Origin of the sequence: Streptomyces sp. NPDC048417 (assembly GCF_040651615.1) — a bacterium.
GTDB lineage: Bacteria > Actinomycetota > Actinomycetes > Streptomycetales > Streptomycetaceae > Streptomyces.
In genome coordinates, this window is sequence record NZ_JBEZKI010000027.1 from 88,879 (window position 1) to 104,774 (window position 15,896).

Genomic DNA, 15,896 nt, shown 5'->3' on the forward strand with positions numbered 1-15,896 from the left:
CCAGCCTAGACACGACGGGCTCCGATCGGTGTCGCCTGATCGGACGAGCGGTGGTCCGTGACCACGTGCGGGCGGGTGGTGTCCGGCCGGCAGACGGCGACATGCGAGCGGGCGCGGGAGCGGTGGGGCGCGCCGGGGCGCTCGTACGTGTGGAACGCCGCCCAGCAGACGGCGAGCGCCAGGGCGAACACCGGGAGCCACATCAGGCGGGCCGCGGCCCAGGTGAGGTGGTCGGGGGGTGTGTGGAGGCCGGGGAGGCGGCCGCACAGGAGGCCGGTGGCGGTGGTCGCCATCAGGGCCGTCTGGTGCCAGAGGAAGATCGTCATAGCGGAGAGGTTCACCAGGGCCACCGCCGCCCAGGCGAGCGGGCGGCGCATCGTACGACGCAGTCGCTCGCGCAGGAGCAGGGCCAGGCCGCACTGGGCCAGGCCGAAGGTGACGGCGGCCAGCGTGGGCGGGTCGAGGTTGGAGACGGACGCGCCGGGGACGCCGACCATCGAGGCCGGATAGCCCGCGCACGCGACGAGCCCCGCCGTCGCCGCCGTACCGCCGACGAGCAGGACCCAGCCGGCGCGTGGCTGGTCCGGTTCACCGCGTGTCCAGGCGGCGCCCAGGGTGTACGGCACCAGCCAGCCCGCCGCCAGGTTCACCCAGCCGAGGGCGGCCGGAGCGCCGAAGCCGAAACGGAGAAGGTCCACGTGAAGGACGACGGCCAGCGGCCACAGGGGGTTGAGCCGGGCGACGAGCGGGGTCGCCGCCGTGAGCGCCGCGAAGACCACGAGGAACCAGAGCGGGGACAGGGCGAGTTTGGCGAGGGTGTGGACGGTGGTGACGTCGGTGCCGGAGAGCAGGAGGGCGGTGGTCGCGATCGTCCACAAGGTCAGGACCGCGGCGACCGGCTTGAAGAGACGGGACAGCCGGGACTTCAGCCAACGGTGGTAGGGGGTGCCGGCGGCCTGTGCGCTGATGTGGCTGCGGGTTGCCGCATGACCGCCGACCAGGAAGAACACCGCCAGGGTCTGGAAGATCCAGGAGATCGGGGCCAGCCAGGGAAGCCGCTGGAGGGGGCTGCTGGTGTGCAGCCTGCCGCCGTCCGCCACCAGCGCCGTGACCAGCCAGTGGCCGAGCACCACGCCGAGGATGGCGAACGCGCGGAGGGCGTCCACGGCGCGGTCCCGGTCGGGTGGGGTGACGGTGTCGATGCGGTGGGCGAGAAGGCGTACGCGGTGGGCGAGATGACGTATGCGGTTCGGGAGGCGGGGTGGCGGTGACTCAGGCACGGGTGACCTCCGTGGTCTCGCCGAGGACGATCCGGGCGAGGTTGGCCAGAGAGACCGAGCCCGGGGTGAAGTAGGCGCTGTGGCCGCCGGGGCCCGCCGCGAAGACGCGGGCGCCGAAGGCCCGGGACACGGGGTCGGTGCCGAAACCGACGGTCGTGCCGAAGAGGTCGGCGGTGACGTGCGGGACCTCGGCTATCCAGTCGCCGGCGCCTCGGGCCGCCCAGACCCGGGCGGACGTGTGCAGGGCCCTGACCGAGCCGGCGCCGGTGCCGGGACTGCCGACCAGCGCGATGTCGGTGACACCGAGGCCGGTGAGGGCGGGGGCGGTGCGGGCGCAGACCACCGTGCCGTAGGAGTGGCAGAGGAGGGAGACCGCCGCCGGCCCGGGGGCGGTGAGCGTGTGCAGTTCACGGATGAACTCGCGCAGACGCGGGGCGGCCTGGTCGGCCCGGCCCGGAGTGAGGACGGTGGTGCTGATCGTGGCGGGGGTCCGGTAGCCGAGCCAGGCGACGACGGCGCTCCGGGTCCGCGGGTGCTCGTGGGCGAGGCGCCGGTGGAGGGACTCGGCCGCGGTGTGGAAGCGGGCGTAGGTGTCGAGGGTGGTGTCGGACCCGGGGACGAGGACGGCGACGCGGCCGGCGTGCGCCAGGTCGCCGAAGACCTCGGTGGCCTGGCCGGTGCCGCGGGCGTCGAAGTGGAGGAGACGGCGGGAGGGGGAGGCGAGGGCGCGGTCTGCGGCGGCGCGGGAGAGGTCGCCGTGGGCGGCGGCCATGCGGGCGGCTTCGGCGGCGTTCTCGCGGTTGACCCGGTAGGCCGTGGTGACGGCGGCCGGGGTGCGGGGTGCGGAGAGGGCGGCCGGTGCCGGAGCCGGGATCCGGGGCTGGGTGGCCGCGGAGAGGGGCAGGACCACGGCCGCGGTGAGGAGGGCGGCGAGCGTGGTGCGGCGCAGCCTGTGACGCCAGTCCCCGCGCCCCCGGACAGACCTCTCCCGCTCCCCCGTCATGGTCGGCCCCTCCCCGTCAGTCCGCCCGGCCGTCGGGCTTGTCTGAACGGGAAATTACGGAGCGGGCGACGTCGTTCGCGTCCCGCCAGAGAACTCACCTGGCGGGTAGCTCTCAGGTACTACGGGTATGTGGGGGGAGGTTCAGGGGCAGGTCGCCACGAGGTCGACCGAGCCCGGCAGGTCGTCACGAGGTCGGCCGAGCCCGGCAGGTCGCCACGAGGTCGACCGAGCCCGGCAGGTCGCCACGAGGTCGACCGAGCCCGGCAGGTCGGCCCTGCAGGTCGGCCCGGCACAGGGGGCCGGCCGGGCTCAGTACGCCAGTTGGGCGATCTCCTCCGCCACCACCGCGCACGCGTCCGCCGCCGGGTCGATCAGCGGGAAGTGGCCGACGTCCTCCAGCAGCGTCAGCCCCACCACCTCGCCCGCCTTCGCCGCCGCCTCCGCGTAGGCCTCGGCGACCGCCTGCGGGACGACGTTGTCCGTGCGGCCCTGGACCAGGGTGGTCGCGATGCCGGTGGGCAGCAGCAGCGCCGGGTCGGCATAGCGCTGCCGGTCGGTGAACTGGTCGCCACCGCCGAGGAGTTGGAGCGCAGCGTGGCCGCAGACCTCCAGCTTCTCCGCGACCGCGAAGTCCGCGATGGGGGCCAGGGCCACCACGCCCCGCAGCGACGCCGGGCCGGACGTGCGCCACACGGCGTCCGCCGGGAGGACGTGCCGGGCCGCCGCCCACAGCGCCAGGTGGCCGCCGGCCGAGTGGCCGGTGAGGACCGTGCGGCGCAGGTCCGCCTGGGGCAGCGCCTCCCGGGCCAGCGCGGGCAGCGCGTCCAGCGCGGCCGCGATGTCGTCGAAGGTGTCCGGCCAGCGGCCGGCGATCGGGGCCGAGCCGCCCTGCGCGGGAAGCGTCGCACCGCGCCGGTACTCGACGTTGGCCACCGCGAAGCCGCGCCGGGCCAGGAAGTCGGCGAAGGGGGTGAGGTGGCCGCGGTCGTACGGTGCCCGCCACGCGCCTCCGTGCAGGACCACGACCAGCGGGGCCACGGGCTCGCCGCCGCGCGGGACGTAGAAGTCGATCACCTGGTCGGGGTGGTCGCCGTAGGCCGCCGTGGCGTCGGGCGCGACATGCTCGTGCGAGAAGGCCGACTCCTCCTCGGCTGCGGCCCGTTCTGCTGCGGCGTCGTCCGGCATGCTCCAACCTCTCAGCGGCGTAATGAAATTGGCGGACCAGGTGGGGAATTCGGCCGTTGGCCGGGACGGTATCAGGCCGGTGACGTGCGGCGACACGTGGATGTCACGCACGGTGAGGATTACACGGTTCTGTACCGTCCCGGCCTTTCCCAACCGGGTCGTCGTGTCCGTATGTCGACTCGCCGCAGGGTGCTACACGACCTCCGCCAGCACCCGCGCCGCCCGTTCCGCGTCCGCGAAACCGACGTACAGCGGGGTGAAGCCGAAGCGGAGGACGTCGGGATGCCGGAAGTCCCCGACCACCCCCCGCTCGATCAGCCGCTTCATCACGTCCCCGGCGTCCGGGCAGCGCAGCGCGATCTGGCTGCCGCGCTCCTCGTGCGCCACCGGGGTCACGCACTCGACGCGACCCGCGGGCAGGTACGCCTCGACGCACTCCAGGAAGAAGTCCGTCAGGGCCAGGGACTTGGCGCGCACGGCGGCCACCGGCACCCCGTCCCAGACCTCCAGCGCCGCCTCCAGGGCCAGCATGGAGAGGATGTCCGGGGTGCCGACACGGCCGCGCATCGCGCCCGCGGCCGGCTCGTACTCCGATCGCATCCCGAACGGCTCGGCGTGCGAGTTCCAGCCGGGCAGCGGCGAGTCGAAGCGGTCCTGGAGGTCGCGGCGGACGTACAGGTACGCCGGTGAACCCGGGCCGCCGTTCAGGTACTTGTAGGTGCAGCCGACCGCCAGGTCGACCCCGTGCTCGTCGAGGCCGACCGGGAGCGCGCCCGCGCTGTGGCACAGGTCCCAGACGGCCACGGCCCCCACCGCGTGGATCGCGGCGGTGAGGGACGGCAGGTCGTGCAGCCGGCCCGTGCGGTAGTCGACGTGGTTGAGCAGGACGGCGGCCGTACGGTCGCCGAGCGCGGAGCGCACCTCCGCGGGCGCCACCGGCCGCAGCGTACGGCCGGTGAGCCGGGCCGCCGACTCGGCGATGTAGCCGTCGGCGGGGAAGGTGGTCGCGTCGACCAGGATCTCCGTACGCCCCTCCCCCGCGAGCCGTACCGCGCCGACAAGTGCCTTGAAGACGTTGACACTTGTGGAGTCGCCGACCACGATCTGGCCGGCCGCCGCGCCGACCAGCGGGGCGATCCGGTCGCCGATCCGCTCCGGCGCCGTCCACCAGCCGCTCTCGTCCCAGGACCGGATGCGCAGCTCGCCCCACTGCCGCCGGACCACGTCCTCGACCCGGCCGGGCACGTGCGCGGGCAGGGCGCCCAGCGAGTTGCCGTCCAGGTACGTGACGTCGTCGAGGGCGAAGCGGGAGCGCACCCCGGCCAGCTCGTCCGCCGCGTCCAGTTTCTCCGCCCGCAGGGCCAGTTCAGACATGGGACCTCGCCGTCCACAGCTCCGGGAACACGTTCTTGCGGGCGCGCTTCTCCAGCCAGGCGACCCCGGCCGAGCCGCCGGTGCCGGGCTTGGCGCCCATGGCGCGGCGGGTGGCGACCAGGTGGTCGTTGCGCCAGCGCCAGACCAGTTCGGCCACGTCGGTCAACGCCTCGCCGAGCCGCGCGAGTTCGGCGTCCCCGTCGCCCGAGTAGACGGTGGCCCAGGCGGCCTCGACGGCGTCCGAGGCGTCGTACCGCCGGGACACGTCACGGTGGAGCACCGCGTCCGGGACCGGGTGTCCGCGGCGCGCGAGGAGCCGCACCACCTCGTCGTACAGGCTCGGCTCGTACAGGGCCTTCTCCAGTTCCGCGTGGACGCGGGGGGCTCCGCGGTGCGGGACGAGCATGGACGCGGACTTCTCGCCGAGCAGGAACTCCATCCGCCGGTACATCGCCGACTGGAAGCCGGAGCCCTCGCCGAGGGCCGAGCGGTAGGAGTTGAACTGGGCGGGGGTGAGCCGGCCGAGCGGTTTCCAGGAGGCGTTCAGCGCCTCCAGTTCCCGGGTGGACCGTTTGAGCGCGTCGATCGCGGTGGGGATGTCGTCGCCGCGCAGGGCGGCCGCCGCGGTCTCCCACTCGTGGACGATGACGGTGAACCACAGCTCCATGACCTGGGTCGTGACCAGGAAGACCATCTCTCCGGGATCGTCGGAGAGGGTGTGCTGGAGGTGGGTGAGCACGTCCGCCCTGACGTAGTCCTCGTACGGCGTCGTGCCCGCGAAGTCGAGATGCGGGGTCTCGGGCTCCGAAGCCTCGTCGGGCTGAGCCTGAAGGGACATCGCTGTCTCCTGTTGTGTACTCCGGGTAGCGGTCCGCCCCTGCCGTTGTCGACACGGGGGCCCCGGTCCCCACCCGCATCTTCCGCAACGTACCCCGCACACGGCAAGGCCCGCCCACTGCCAGACGGGCCACACCGGTCACCACCGGGACCGGATCACCCGGTCGGCCCACCCGGTTCCGGGCCGCCGGAACCGGCTGGGCCACGACCGCGCGTGCTCCCTCTACGGCGATCTGCGAGACGGCGGTCCGGAAGACCACGGAACACGCGGTGCGGCCACCGCCGGTCGTCGCCCTCCCCTGGGCTCCGGCGCGGGCGGCGGTGGCAGACTGGCGCCATGACGACGCACACGAACCTGCTCGGCGGCCCGGAGCCGACCTATCTGCCCGAGAACGAAGAGGCGTACCGCCTGTTGGGTGAGGAGTCGCTGGCTCCGGTCGAGGTGGCGGCGAAGTTCCCGACCTTCTCGCTGGCCTGGGCGCTGCTCGCCGACGACGCGTTCGAGCGCGGCGCGGTCGTCGAGTCGTACGCCTACGCACGGACCGGCTACCACCGTGGCCTTGACGCGCTGCGCCGGGCCGGGTGGAAGGGGCACGGTCCGATCCCCTGGGAGCACCGGGCCAACCGCGGGTTCCTGCGCTGCCTCGCCGCGCTCGCCCGGGCCGCCGGGGTGATCGACGAGAAGGACGAGAAGGAGCGCTGCTGGCAGTTCCTGAAGGACAGCAGCGCCGAGGCGTACGACGAGCTGAAGGCGTAGCTCCCCGGCGGCACGGGCGCCCGGAGCCCGGCGGCGCACCACGGCGAAGGCCGGTGCCGCCCGGCGGCCCCGGCCGTCGTCAGGTACGGCTCACGGGCTCCAGCGGCGGCGAGGTCACGTTGCCGTGCGTGCGGCATTCGGGGCGGCGGCAGCCGGGGGCCGGGCGGCGTACCAGGGTGAAGGCCAGCGCCGCCCCGACCACCAGCACCCCCGCGCAGATCGGCATCGCCCGGCGGAACGCCGCGTTGAACGCGTCCGCCGAGCGGTACGCCTCCGGACCCATCCCCGTCAGCAGCGGCAGCGCGGCCACCGCGATCAGGCCGGCCGCCCGCGCCGCCGCGTTGTTGATGCCGCTGGCGATGCCCGCCCGCGTGGTGTCCACGGAGGCCAGGACCGTCGCGGTGAGCGGGGCGACCAGGGTGACCAGGCCGACGCCCATCACCAGCACCGCCGGCAGGACATCCGTGAGGTAGTTCGCGTCCTTGCCGATCCGCAGCATCAGCAGCATCGCGCCGGCGCACAGCAGCGGGCCCACCGTGAGCGGGATCCGGGGGCCGATCCGGTCCGCCAGGGCGCCCGAGCGGGCCGAGAAGAGCAGCATCAGGGCGGTGGTCGGCAGCAGGGCCGTACCGGCGGCCAGGGCCGAGTAACCGGCCACCACCTGGAGTTGGAGCGCGGTCAGGAAGAAGTAACCGCCGAACGCCCCGTACACGCACAGGGTGACCAGATTGAGCGCCGAGAACTGGCGTGAGGCGAAGATGCCGAGCGGGAGCATCGGATCCGGGCGCCGCTTCTCGACGTAGACGAAGGCCACGGCGGTCGCGATCCCGAGAGCGCCGACGACGTAGGCCACCGTCCCGCCCTGGATCAGCGCGTAGGTCACCAGACCCAGCGCGAGCGCGCCGAGGACCGCGCCGAGGATGTCGAAGCGGCCGTGCACCCGGCCGTCGGCGGACTCCGGGACATGGCGCAGGGCGACCGGGACGCAGAGCAGCGCCAGCGGGACGTTGAGCAGGAACACCCAGCGCCAGCCCGGGCCGTCCACCAGCCAGCCACCCAGGAACGGGCCCACGGCCGCGCCGATACCGCCGAAACCGGACCACAGTCCGACCGCCCCGGCCCGGTCGTCGGGGTGGAAGGACGCCTGGATCAACGCCAGCGAGCCCGGTGTGAGGAGCGCGCCGCCGATGCCCTGGAGCGCGCGGGCACCGACCAGGACACCGGCGGTGGGTGCCAGGCCGCACAGCAGGGACGCGGACGCGAACCAGACCACGCCGATCACGAAGAGCTTGCGGCGGCCGTACTGGTCGCCGAGCGAGCCGCCGAGCAGGATCAGCCCGGCCAGCGTCAGCATGTACGCGTTGACCGTCCACTGCAGAGCCGACAGGCTCGCGTCCAGGTCACGCCCGATGCGGGGCAGCGCGACATTGACGACCGTGGAGTCCAGCATGGCCATGCTGGAACCGAGGACCGTGGTGAAGAGGATCCACTTGCCCTGCGGTGAGGCGAGCCGGACATCGGGCATGGTTCCAGGTATACAGCGGACCCGGCGCCGTAGCACCGGGTCCCAGGAAATGCCCGACTACTTGATCTTGTTGCCCGCGGAGCGCAGGTTCTGGGTGGCCTCGACGACACGCGCGGCCATGCCCGCCTCGGCGAGCTTGCCCCAGGTGCGCGGGTCGTAGGTCTTCTTGGAGCCGACCTCGCCGTCGACCTTCAGGACGCCGTCGTAGTTCTTGAACATGTGGTCGGCGACCGGGCGGGTGAAGGCGTACTGGGTGTCCGTGTCCAGGTTCATCTTCACCACGCCGTTCTCCAGCGCGGTGCGGATCTCCTGCTCGGTGGAGCCGGAGCCGCCGTGGAAGACGAAGTCGAACGGCGACTGCTTGCCGAACTTGGCGGCCACGCCGTCGGCCAGCTCCTTGAGCAGGTCGGGGCGGAGCACGACGTTGCCCGGCTTGTACACACCGTGCACGTTGCCGAAGGAGGCGGCCAGCAGGTAGCGGCCCTTCTCGCCCAGGCCCAGCGCCTCGGCGGTGCGGATCGCGTCCTCGACGGTGGTGTAGAGGGAGTCGTTGATCTCGTGCGAGACGCCGTCCTCCTCGCCGCCGGTCGGGGTAATCTCGACCTCGAGGATGATGTTGGCCGCGCGGGCCTGCTCGAGGAGCTCCTGCGCGATGGCCAGGTTGTCGGCGAGGGTCTCGGCGGAGCCGTCCCACATGTGCGACTGGAACAGCGGGGTCAGACCGGCCTCGACGCGCTTCTTGGAGATCGCGATCAGCGGACGCACGTACCCGTCGAGCTTGTCCTTCGGGCAGTGGTCGGTGTGGAGCGCGATGTTGACCGGGTACTTCTCGGCGATGACGTGCGCGAACTCGGCGAGCGCGACCGCGCCGGTCACCATGTCCTTGCTGTACTGGCCGCCGAGGAACTCGGCACCACCGGTAGAGATCTGGACGATGCCGTCGCTCTCCGCCTCCGCGAAGCCGCGCAGCGCAGCGTTCAGGGTCTGGCTCGAGGTGACGTTGATGGCCGGGTAGGCGAACTTGCCTGCCTTCGCCCGGTCGAGCATCTCGTTGTAGACCTCGGGGGTTGCGATGGGCATTTGTCCGCTCCTTGAGTGTGCGGGTCGGCGTACTGCTGGTTCTCTACGGCCCTGACCTAGACCTTGAGGTACGACGTCATCGTCGTCCCCATCTTTCCAGACATGAACCGATGCTCCGGGCGCCGGTCGCCGGTCGCATCCGGGTCAATCCCACTCGTCGACCGGGGTGTCAGTCCAGCCCCAGTTCATCCTTCGAGAAGGCGAACAGGTACGGCACGCCCGCGCCTTCGCGGATCTTCTCGTCGGCGCCGGTGGCCCGGTCGACGATCGTCGCGACGGCGACGACCTCGGCACCGGCCTCGCGCACGGCCTCCACGGCGGCGAGCGGGGACCCGCCGGTGGTGGAGGTGTCCTCCACGACGAGCACCCGCCGGCCCTTGATCTCCGGCCCCTCCACCCGGCGCTGCAGCCCGTGCGCCTTCGCCGCCTTGCGGACGACGAAGGCGTCGAGGCGGCGGCCCCGCGCGGCGGCCGCGTGCAGCATCGCGCCGGCGACCGGGTCGGCGCCCATGGTGAGGCCGCCGACGGCGTCGTACTCCAGGCCGTCGGTCAGGTCGAGCAGCACCTGGCCGACCAGCGGGGCGGCCGTCCCGTCGAGGGTGACGCGGCGGAGGTCGACGTAGTAGTCCGCCTCCAGCCCCGACGACAGGGTCACCCTGCCGTGCACCACGGCCTTGTCCTTGATCTGTTGCAGCAGCTCAGCGCGTACGTCCGTCATGCCCATCAGCTTAGAGGCGGCGCGCTCACAGGCGGCGCCAGGTCCAGGTGGTGGTGGCTTCCAGCGGCTCCAGCGGGGTGACGAGCCGGGGGAGCGTGTTCAGGCCGTTCGGCGGGCCGGTCTGCGGCTCCACGCACACGGCCGCCTCCTGCTCGTCGTAGACCACGACCCAATGCTCACGGCTGGCCACCTTCAGCTCCAGCTGCCCCGGCCAGGTGAGGGTGACGTCGACGCCGTCGGGCATGCCGAAGCAGTCGTCCCAGGGGCCGGGCCCGGGGTCGATGCGGTTGCCGGTGGGCAGGTGGTCCGCGCCGCGCTCCTCCTGCCAGGCCGGGGCGAAGTCGATCCGGGCGTCCTGGCCGCCGAGGTTGCGGTTGAACCAGGGATGCCAGCCGATCTGCGCCGGGAAGGAGTTGTCGTACGTCTCCACGGCCATCGTCAGCGTCAACGAGTCCTCGGTGAGCCGCACGGCGTGCGTGACGCGCGCGGGGTGCGGCCAGGGGTCACCTAGTTCGCACGTGATCACGGCCTCGTCCGCGGAGCGGCGGGCGGTGCGCCAGGCGCCGTCGCGGGCGGTGCCGTGGATGGCGTGCGGCGGGGAGTTGAGCGGCATCTGGACGATGTCGGCGCCGTCGCGGAAACGGCCGTCCCGGATCCGGCCGCACCACGGCACCATCGGGAAGCAGCCGAAGCGCTCGCCCTGGCGGAGGAGTTCGAGGGAGCCGACTTCCAGTCCTGCGATCCGGCCGCCGTTGCCGGGGTGCAGGTGGAGGGTGGCGTCGCCTGCGGTCAGCGTGATGTCTTCGTTACTCACGGGATGACAGTACTGGGGGACGCGCGTCGAGTTTCGGGTGCGGGTGGGTGGGGGTCGCTCGCGCCCACGCGGCAGCCGCCGCACATGGAACACGGCCCCGCGCCCCTGAAGGGGCGCCTCGGCCGCGGGCAGTCGTGCCTCTCCCAAGTGCCTCAAGGGCCTGGGAGGTGCCCCCAGGCGGCACGGGTGGGCGCTGGGGGTACCCCTCTGGGGGAGGCACCGCGCAAGCGCGGGCGAGTGGCACCCCCTCCTGCGGCGGCCCCGCTCAGCGGCGTCTCCGCAATGCCCTCGTCACCACGATCGCCGACGCCAGGGCCAGTGCCGCCGCCGGTGCGGCCCAGCGCAGTGCCGAAGCCGCCGCCACCGTCTGCGGTGCCGGCACCGGCGCGTAGCGGCCGCGGGGCGGGGCGTGGTCGACCTCCTCCGCGCTGCGGCCGATCATCGTGCGGCGGGCGTGGGCCGCCTCGGCGAAGATCTCGGGCAGCGGCTCCTCGACCGGTTCGGGCGCCAGGGACGGCTGCGGGACATCCGCCTCGAAGATCGACACCGGCTGGTCCGGGGGCTCGGGCCGCGCCTCCCCCAGACCCTCCACGAAACGGTTGAGCAGCCGTGTCGCCGCCGACTCCACCGCCCCCGCCGGCAGTTCCGCGACCCGCCCGCCGGCGGAGGCCGTGCCGGTCACCGTGACCTGGCAGCCCTCGTCGGTGTCCGCGAGGCGGAGCGTGAGCGCCAGCTTCACCGTGCCGGTGCCGCGCGCCTCGGTGGCGTCGCCGTCAAGCGCGTACGAACCGTCGTCATGGGCGCTGACCCGCAGGGAGCCGCGGTAGGTGATCGAGTGGCTGCCGACGCGGACCTTGACGCGGCCGGTACCGGGGGCGGCGCCGGTGTCCTGCTGGAGGCCGGGGAGGGCCCGGGCGACCCGCGCGGGGTCGGCCAGCGCCTCCCTGAGCCGCGAGGCCGGGGCCGGGACGTACACCTGGTGCTCCATGCCGACTGAGCCTACCCAGGAGTCAAGCCGACGTACCCTCCATGACGCACGGCACGCTGCCGGGGCCCGGGCTCCTTGACGGCGGCCTCCGCTCAGTACCGCGGATCCACCAGCGTGGAGGCCGGCAGGTGCGCCGACGGCGTCTCCAGTGCGTCTGCGCGCAGGTCCCGCCGGGTCAGCGTGCGCGGTTTCGGACCGTCGGCCGGCAGCCGTAGCCGCGGCCCCCGTGGACCCTCCGCCGCCAGGAGGAAGCCCCAGTCGTGCGGGGCCCTGGACTCGCCCGCCGAGCGGTCGGGGCCGGCGGTGAGGCCGGGGTCGCGGCCGAGGACCCGGTAGGGGGTCGCGGCCAGGCCGGCGGCGCGTATGGTCGCCGCCACCGTCCAGAAGTCGCGGGGGCGGGCCCGGACCGGGCCGGCGTGCACGACCAGACGGCCGCCGGGGGCGAGGGCGCGGCGGGCCAGGCCGTAGAACTCCTCGGAGTACAGCTTGGTGCTGGCCGTGATGCCGGGGTCGGGCAGGTCGGCGATCACGACGTCGTACGCGGCGTGCGGCGCGGTCCGGCGCAACCAGCAGAAGGCGTCGGCGCTCGCCACGTGGACGTGCGGGTCGTCGTAGACACGGCCGTTGAGCGCGGAGAGGGCGGGGTCCTGGCGGGCGAGGCGGACCAGGCCCGCGTCGAGTTCGACGACGTCGACGCGGTCGACGCCGGGGTGGCGGAGCACCTCGCGCGCGGCCATGCCGTCGCCGCCGCCGAGGATCAGCACGCGCGCGTGCGGGCCGCTCATCGCCGGGTGGACGAGGGCTTCGTGGTACCGGCGTTCGTCACGGCCGCCGACGCGCAGCCGGCCGTCGAGGAAGAGGTCGAGGGGGCGGCCGTGGGTGCCGCCGGTGAGGACGACCTCCTGGACGTCTGTCTGGAGGGCGACCCGGACGTCGTCGCCGTAGACCGCGTGCCGTGCGGCTCGTTCGAAGTCGTCGACGTGGGCGGCGGCGGAGGCGAGGACGCCGAGGACGGTCACGTTGGCGACGAGGAGGGTCCAGCGGGCCCGGCGGGACAGGTCGCGGCGGAACAGGCCGAGGACCAGAGCGCCGCCGGCGACGACGTTGACCGTGCCGGTGAGCAGGGTGCCCGTCAACTGGCCCAGGAAGGGCAGCAGGAGGAAGGGGAAGGCCAGGCCGCCGACCAGCGCGCCGACGTAGTCCGCCGCGAACAGGTCGGCCACCGCGCCGCCCGCGTCCTGGCGGCGGATGCGCTGGATGAGCTCCATCAGGAGCGGCACCTCGGCGCCGATCAGCAGGCCGATGGCGAGGGAGAAGGCGACCAGGAGGCAGCGCGGGCCGGCCGACCACAGGCCGCCCCAGCCGCCGGTCCAGGCGAAGACGGCGTACAGGGCCAGGGCACTGCAGCCGCCGACCAGCGCCAGCGCGGCCTCCACCGCGCCGAATCCGGCCGCCGCGTGCCAGCGCAGCCGCTTCGCGGCCAGCGAGCCGACGCCCATCGCGAAGACCATCACGGACAGCACCACGGAGGCCTGGGTGACCGAGTCGCCGATCAAGTACGAGGCGAGGGCCACGAGTTCGAGTTCGTACACCAACCCGCAGGCCGCGCAGACGAAGACGCACGCCAGGACCAGGAACCGGCCCGTCCCCGGCCGCACGGGCAGCGGCGCGGGGGCACCCCAGGGCGGCGGTGCGCCGGGAGGGGCGGGTGCGTGCGGATCGATCACTCTGCGACGTTACGTCACTCGCTCGGTACGCTTCGTCACCCACACGTGTGGAAATCGGCCGCCCTTGACGCCTTGGTGGTTTATGTCATCCGGGGAGGGGTCGGGGTACCGGGACCCGTACGCCGACCCTCGTCCGGGTCGCCACCAACTGGCCGTCCTGCGGGTACGCGTGCCAGGTCCGCCAGTGCACCTGGCCCTCGTGGCGCTGGGCGAGCAACGCGGTGAACGCGTGCGGGCTGCCCGGGAAGACTCCGGCGAGGCCGTGCGGATGCTCGGAGACGAGGGCGAGCAGTTCCTGGGCGCGGCCGGCGAAGGAGCCCGGTGACAGCACCTCGACGCGGGCCGCGAACTCGTACTCCCAGTCGCCGATGCGCTTGGCGACCCCGAGGGGCAGGGGGGTGCTGGACCCCTGGATGCACGCCACCGTCTCCGAACAGCCGCCGCACTCCTCCTCCAGAAGCACCTGGTGGGACGCTCCCAGTAGTCTGAGCTGCAGTTTCGCCCCGGACAGCTCCAGGTCGAGGGTGGCCAGGGCGGGCAGCGGCTCGCGCCCCAGGGCCCAGGCGAGGTCGGCCGCGCGCGTATCGGTGTAGGTGGTGTTCAGGGTCGTGAGCATGGATCGGCTCCGCTAACACGCAAATGGGGAGGAGGGTGGTCCGGCGCACCTCGGTGGACACCGGGAGATCGGCCCGGCCGGCCCAGCCGGGGGAGGGGTGTCGTCAGGACGTCCGAGGCGCTGCTTTGGTGATTTAGAGGGAATCATGAACTGTGGCGCTGCCACAGCGTTTTTACCCAACTTCGTGGGGTTTCCATCCCTCAGAGGGCTCCACAGCTCAACTGTTCAACCACGTGATGCGCCCTGCTCCCTCTGGCGCACGCCGGGGCGCCCGGGAAGAGCCCCCCGCTCTCCGCCCGGACGCCCCGGCTCCCCCGGCTCCCCCGCGTGTCCCGGATCCCCCGGATCCCCCGGTCAGCTGCCCCCGCCGCAGCCGCCCCCGCCGCCGCACGACGACCCGCCCCCGCAGGAGGAGTGCCCTCCGCCGCACGAGTGACCCCCGTGTCCCCCATGCCCGCCGTGGCCGCTCGAGGACGACGATCCCGAGTCCCCTGCCCACCAGCTGCCCGAGCTGTCGTAGGAGGAGGAGTCGCCCCGGCCGGACGCCCCCCTGGTCACCCCGCCCTTGCGGACCGCGGTCCCGACGATCACCAGGCAGACGATCGCGGCCGCCGCCACGATGAAGACGATGCCCATGGCGTCACCTTCTTTCGGTTCGCACGGAGCGACCCCCCGTGGGCGCCCCGGCCGCCGCGCGAGCGCGGCGTGAACGGGGGATGCCCGGCCCTGCCGAGTGCCAAAGCAGAGTTGAGGAACTTCTGAGGGTCAACACATACAAAAGGCCCCTGACCTGCACAGAAGGGCAGTTCAGGGGCCGTCCGGACGTCACCGGGCCGTCCGTGGGCCGTCCGTGGGCCGTGTACAGCCTGCAAGACATGCCGAAGCGTCAGCGGCCTACTCCCTGTTGGCAAGCAGAGACGACCGGCAGCCTGCGAGGACTGCGCACGTCAGGAAGTCACGCCGTTGTAGCAAACGACCTGGGCGGTAAGTGTCTGGGGCCCACTACCGGTGTTTCTGGCGCTTACAGACCAGCCATTTGGATTCGGGGCGACACCCGCTACAAATGTAGAGGAGTTCACTTGCCAGGAGTCGCCGAAGTTTCCAGAGAAACCGCCGCCCGTCGGCGTCTTCCCGGCGGGGCACTGCGCACTCGCAAAGGCAACCTCTCCAGGCTGCGCGGTGGCGGACCCGGTTCCAACGTCGAACCCAGTCAAACCGTTGCCGCTAGGGGGTGGCGTTGTCCCCGTCGCTGAAGCCGACTGGCTACAGTTGATGTTTTGGTTGCCCTTGAAGGAGTTTCCCTGACCCACCTGCCCCGCCGGGAAACAGGCGAGCGTGACGGAGGGCGTGTTGAGGAGACCGAGGCCGAGCAACCCCCCGTCGCTATCTGCGTGGGCCACAGTGCCGCCGAAGAGCACGCTGGCTGCGGCGGTCGCGCAAATGGCACTAACTCTCCTGGCTGGCTTCACTCAGTTGTCCTTGCTGGGAGTGACGTACGCCGTGGCAGTTTCTCGCTTGGCGCCTGGGCTACCAGAAAGGATGCCGAGCGGGCTGATGGCTCTCACGTTTGCCACACACGATCCGCGAAGGCTTCGCCCGTTCAGCGTTGGCGGGTGCGCCGGATGGCCGAGGCCAGGCTGCTTCACTGTGTCTGCTGCGGCCCCTGGTTCTCCCCGGAACTGCGCTGAAACACCAGGTCGATTGCGTGGCGGGCACGCTGGCGACTGTCGGGCATCAGGTGGGCGTACACCCGCAGTGTCATCGCCGGATCGGCATGCCCCATGTACTCACTGCCGGCTTTGATGTTCTCGTCGGCGTCCAGCAGCGCTGAGGCGAAGAAGTGCCTCAGGGCGTGCATCCCGTGCTCGCGCGCCGAGTCGTACTTGCCGTTGTCATCCGCTTCCTTGCCCCGGACCTCGACGGACGCTACTTCGAAGCTAAGAGCGTGTTGACGCGGGCCGCCCTCGCTTGAGGATCGACCTGATAAGGATG

General features: G+C 72.6%; 14 protein-coding genes and 1 pseudogene. 1 reads left to right on the forward strand and 14 read right to left on the reverse strand.

What is annotated here, in order from left to right; all coding sequences use genetic code 11:
* Positions 1–5: 5 nt before the first annotated feature.
* From AB0D59_RS36200 to AB0D59_RS36220, 5 genes are all read right to left on the reverse strand, one after another.
* On the reverse strand, positions 6–1,244 hold the full coding sequence (locus AB0D59_RS36200; protein WP_362574883.1) for an acyltransferase: 1,239 nt from the start codon (positions 1,242–1,244) through the stop codon (positions 6–8).
* Between the two features lie 28 nt (positions 1,245–1,272).
* Positions 1,273–2,283, reverse strand: coding sequence for an alpha/beta hydrolase (locus tag AB0D59_RS36205; RefSeq protein ID WP_362574766.1), 1,011 nt, complete (start codon positions 2,281–2,283; stop codon positions 1,273–1,275).
* Between the two features lie 309 nt (positions 2,284–2,592).
* Positions 2,593–3,468, reverse strand: coding sequence for an alpha/beta hydrolase (locus AB0D59_RS36210; protein ID WP_362574768.1), 876 nt, complete (start codon positions 3,466–3,468; stop codon positions 2,593–2,595).
* A 192-nt stretch (positions 3,469–3,660) separates the two neighbouring features.
* On the reverse strand, positions 3,661–4,842 hold the full coding sequence (gene kynU / locus AB0D59_RS36215) for a kynureninase (protein WP_362574770.1): 1,182 nt from the start codon (positions 4,840–4,842) through the stop codon (positions 3,661–3,663).
* On the reverse strand, positions 4,835–5,680 hold the full coding sequence (locus tag AB0D59_RS36220) for a tryptophan 2,3-dioxygenase family protein (protein ID WP_362574772.1): 846 nt from the start codon (positions 5,678–5,680) through the stop codon (positions 4,835–4,837). Before AB0D59_RS36220 ends, kynU begins: the two co-directional genes overlap by 8 nt.
* A gap of 336 nt (positions 5,681–6,016) precedes the next feature.
* Here AB0D59_RS36220 and AB0D59_RS36225 point away from each other — a divergent pair, with 336 nt between their 5' ends.
* Positions 6,017–6,436 carry a DUF3151 domain-containing protein gene (locus AB0D59_RS36225; RefSeq protein ID WP_362574774.1) on the forward strand — a complete coding sequence of 140 codons (420 nt, stop codon included), beginning with the start codon at positions 6,017–6,019 and terminating at the stop codon, positions 6,434–6,436.
* 79 nt (positions 6,437–6,515) lie between these two features.
* On the opposite strand, the gene AB0D59_RS36230 is transcribed toward AB0D59_RS36225, so the two are convergent.
* The 9 genes and pseudogenes from AB0D59_RS36230 to AB0D59_RS36270 form a co-directional block, all read right to left on the reverse strand.
* Positions 6,516–7,961 carry an MFS transporter gene (locus AB0D59_RS36230; protein WP_362574776.1) on the reverse strand — a complete coding sequence of 482 codons (1,446 nt, stop codon included), beginning with the start codon at positions 7,959–7,961 and terminating at the stop codon, positions 6,516–6,518.
* Positions 7,962–8,018: 57 nt separating this feature from the next.
* Entirely contained in the window at positions 8,019–9,041 is a 1,023-nt protein-coding gene (fbaA, locus tag AB0D59_RS36235; protein WP_351708122.1) for a class II fructose-bisphosphate aldolase, read from the reverse strand.
* Between the two features lie 169 nt (positions 9,042–9,210).
* A complete protein-coding gene (gene pyrE / locus AB0D59_RS36240; protein ID WP_362574778.1) occupies positions 9,211–9,759 on the reverse strand; it encodes an orotate phosphoribosyltransferase in 549 nt (182 codons plus the stop codon).
* A 25-nt stretch (positions 9,760–9,784) separates the two neighbouring features.
* Positions 9,785–10,573, reverse strand: a complete 789-nt coding sequence (locus AB0D59_RS36245) for an aldose 1-epimerase (RefSeq protein WP_362574780.1) — start codon at positions 10,571–10,573, stop codon at positions 9,785–9,787.
* A gap of 265 nt (positions 10,574–10,838) precedes the next feature.
* Complete coding sequence (locus tag AB0D59_RS36250; protein ID WP_362574782.1) at positions 10,839–11,561, reverse strand: SRPBCC family protein; 723 nt, start codon at positions 11,559–11,561, stop codon at positions 10,839–10,841.
* A gap of 92 nt (positions 11,562–11,653) precedes the next feature.
* A complete protein-coding gene (locus tag AB0D59_RS36255; RefSeq protein ID WP_362574784.1) occupies positions 11,654–13,288 on the reverse strand; it encodes a polyamine aminopropyltransferase in 1,635 nt (544 codons plus the stop codon).
* Between the two features lie 85 nt (positions 13,289–13,373).
* Positions 13,374–13,904, reverse strand: a complete 531-nt coding sequence (locus AB0D59_RS36260; protein WP_362574786.1) for a DUF2617 family protein — start codon at positions 13,902–13,904, stop codon at positions 13,374–13,376.
* Positions 13,905–14,258: 354 nt separating this feature from the next.
* A complete protein-coding gene (locus tag AB0D59_RS36265) occupies positions 14,259–14,540 on the reverse strand; it encodes a hypothetical protein (RefSeq protein ID WP_362574788.1) in 282 nt (93 codons plus the stop codon).
* A 1,006-nt stretch (positions 14,541–15,546) separates the two neighbouring features.
* Positions 15,547–15,789, reverse strand: a pseudogene (locus tag AB0D59_RS36270) (tyrosine-type recombinase/integrase); the annotation flags it as partial.
* Positions 15,790–15,896 lie beyond the last annotated feature (107 nt).

What these genes read in the sequence shown, in the direction of transcription:
- AB0D59_RS36210 (WP_362574768.1), bottom strand. Translation starts at nt 3,468, where the DNA reads ATGCCGGACGACGCCGCAGCAGAACGGGCCGCAGCCGAGGAGGAGTCG.
- AB0D59_RS36220 (WP_362574772.1), bottom strand. Translation starts at nt 5,680, where the DNA reads ATGTCCCTTCAGGCTCAGCCCGACGAGGCTTCGGAGCCCGAGACCCCG.
- AB0D59_RS36225 (WP_362574774.1), top strand. Translation starts at nt 6,017, where the DNA reads ATGACGACGCACACGAACCTGCTCGGCGGCCCGGAGCCGACCTATCTG.
- AB0D59_RS36250 (WP_362574782.1), bottom strand. Translation starts at nt 11,561, where the DNA reads ATGGAGCACCAGGTGTACGTCCCGGCCCCGGCCTCGCGGCTCAGGGAG.
- fbaA (WP_351708122.1), bottom strand. Translation starts at nt 9,041, where the DNA reads ATGCCCATCGCAACCCCCGAGGTCTACAACGAGATGCTCGACCGGGCG.
- kynU (WP_362574770.1), bottom strand. Translation starts at nt 4,842, where the DNA reads ATGTCTGAACTGGCCCTGCGGGCGGAGAAACTGGACGCGGCGGACGAG.
- AB0D59_RS36230 (WP_362574776.1), bottom strand. Translation starts at nt 7,961, where the DNA reads ATGCCCGATGTCCGGCTCGCCTCACCGCAGGGCAAGTGGATCCTCTTC.
- pyrE (WP_362574778.1), bottom strand. Translation starts at nt 9,759, where the DNA reads ATGACGGACGTACGCGCTGAGCTGCTGCAACAGATCAAGGACAAGGCC.
- AB0D59_RS36260 (WP_362574786.1), bottom strand. Translation starts at nt 13,904, where the DNA reads ATGCTCACGACCCTGAACACCACCTACACCGATACGCGCGCGGCCGAC.
- AB0D59_RS36205 (WP_362574766.1), bottom strand. Translation starts at nt 2,283, where the DNA reads ATGACGGGGGAGCGGGAGAGGTCTGTCCGGGGGCGCGGGGACTGGCGT.
- AB0D59_RS36265 (WP_362574788.1), bottom strand. Translation starts at nt 14,540, where the DNA reads ATGGGCATCGTCTTCATCGTGGCGGCGGCCGCGATCGTCTGCCTGGTG.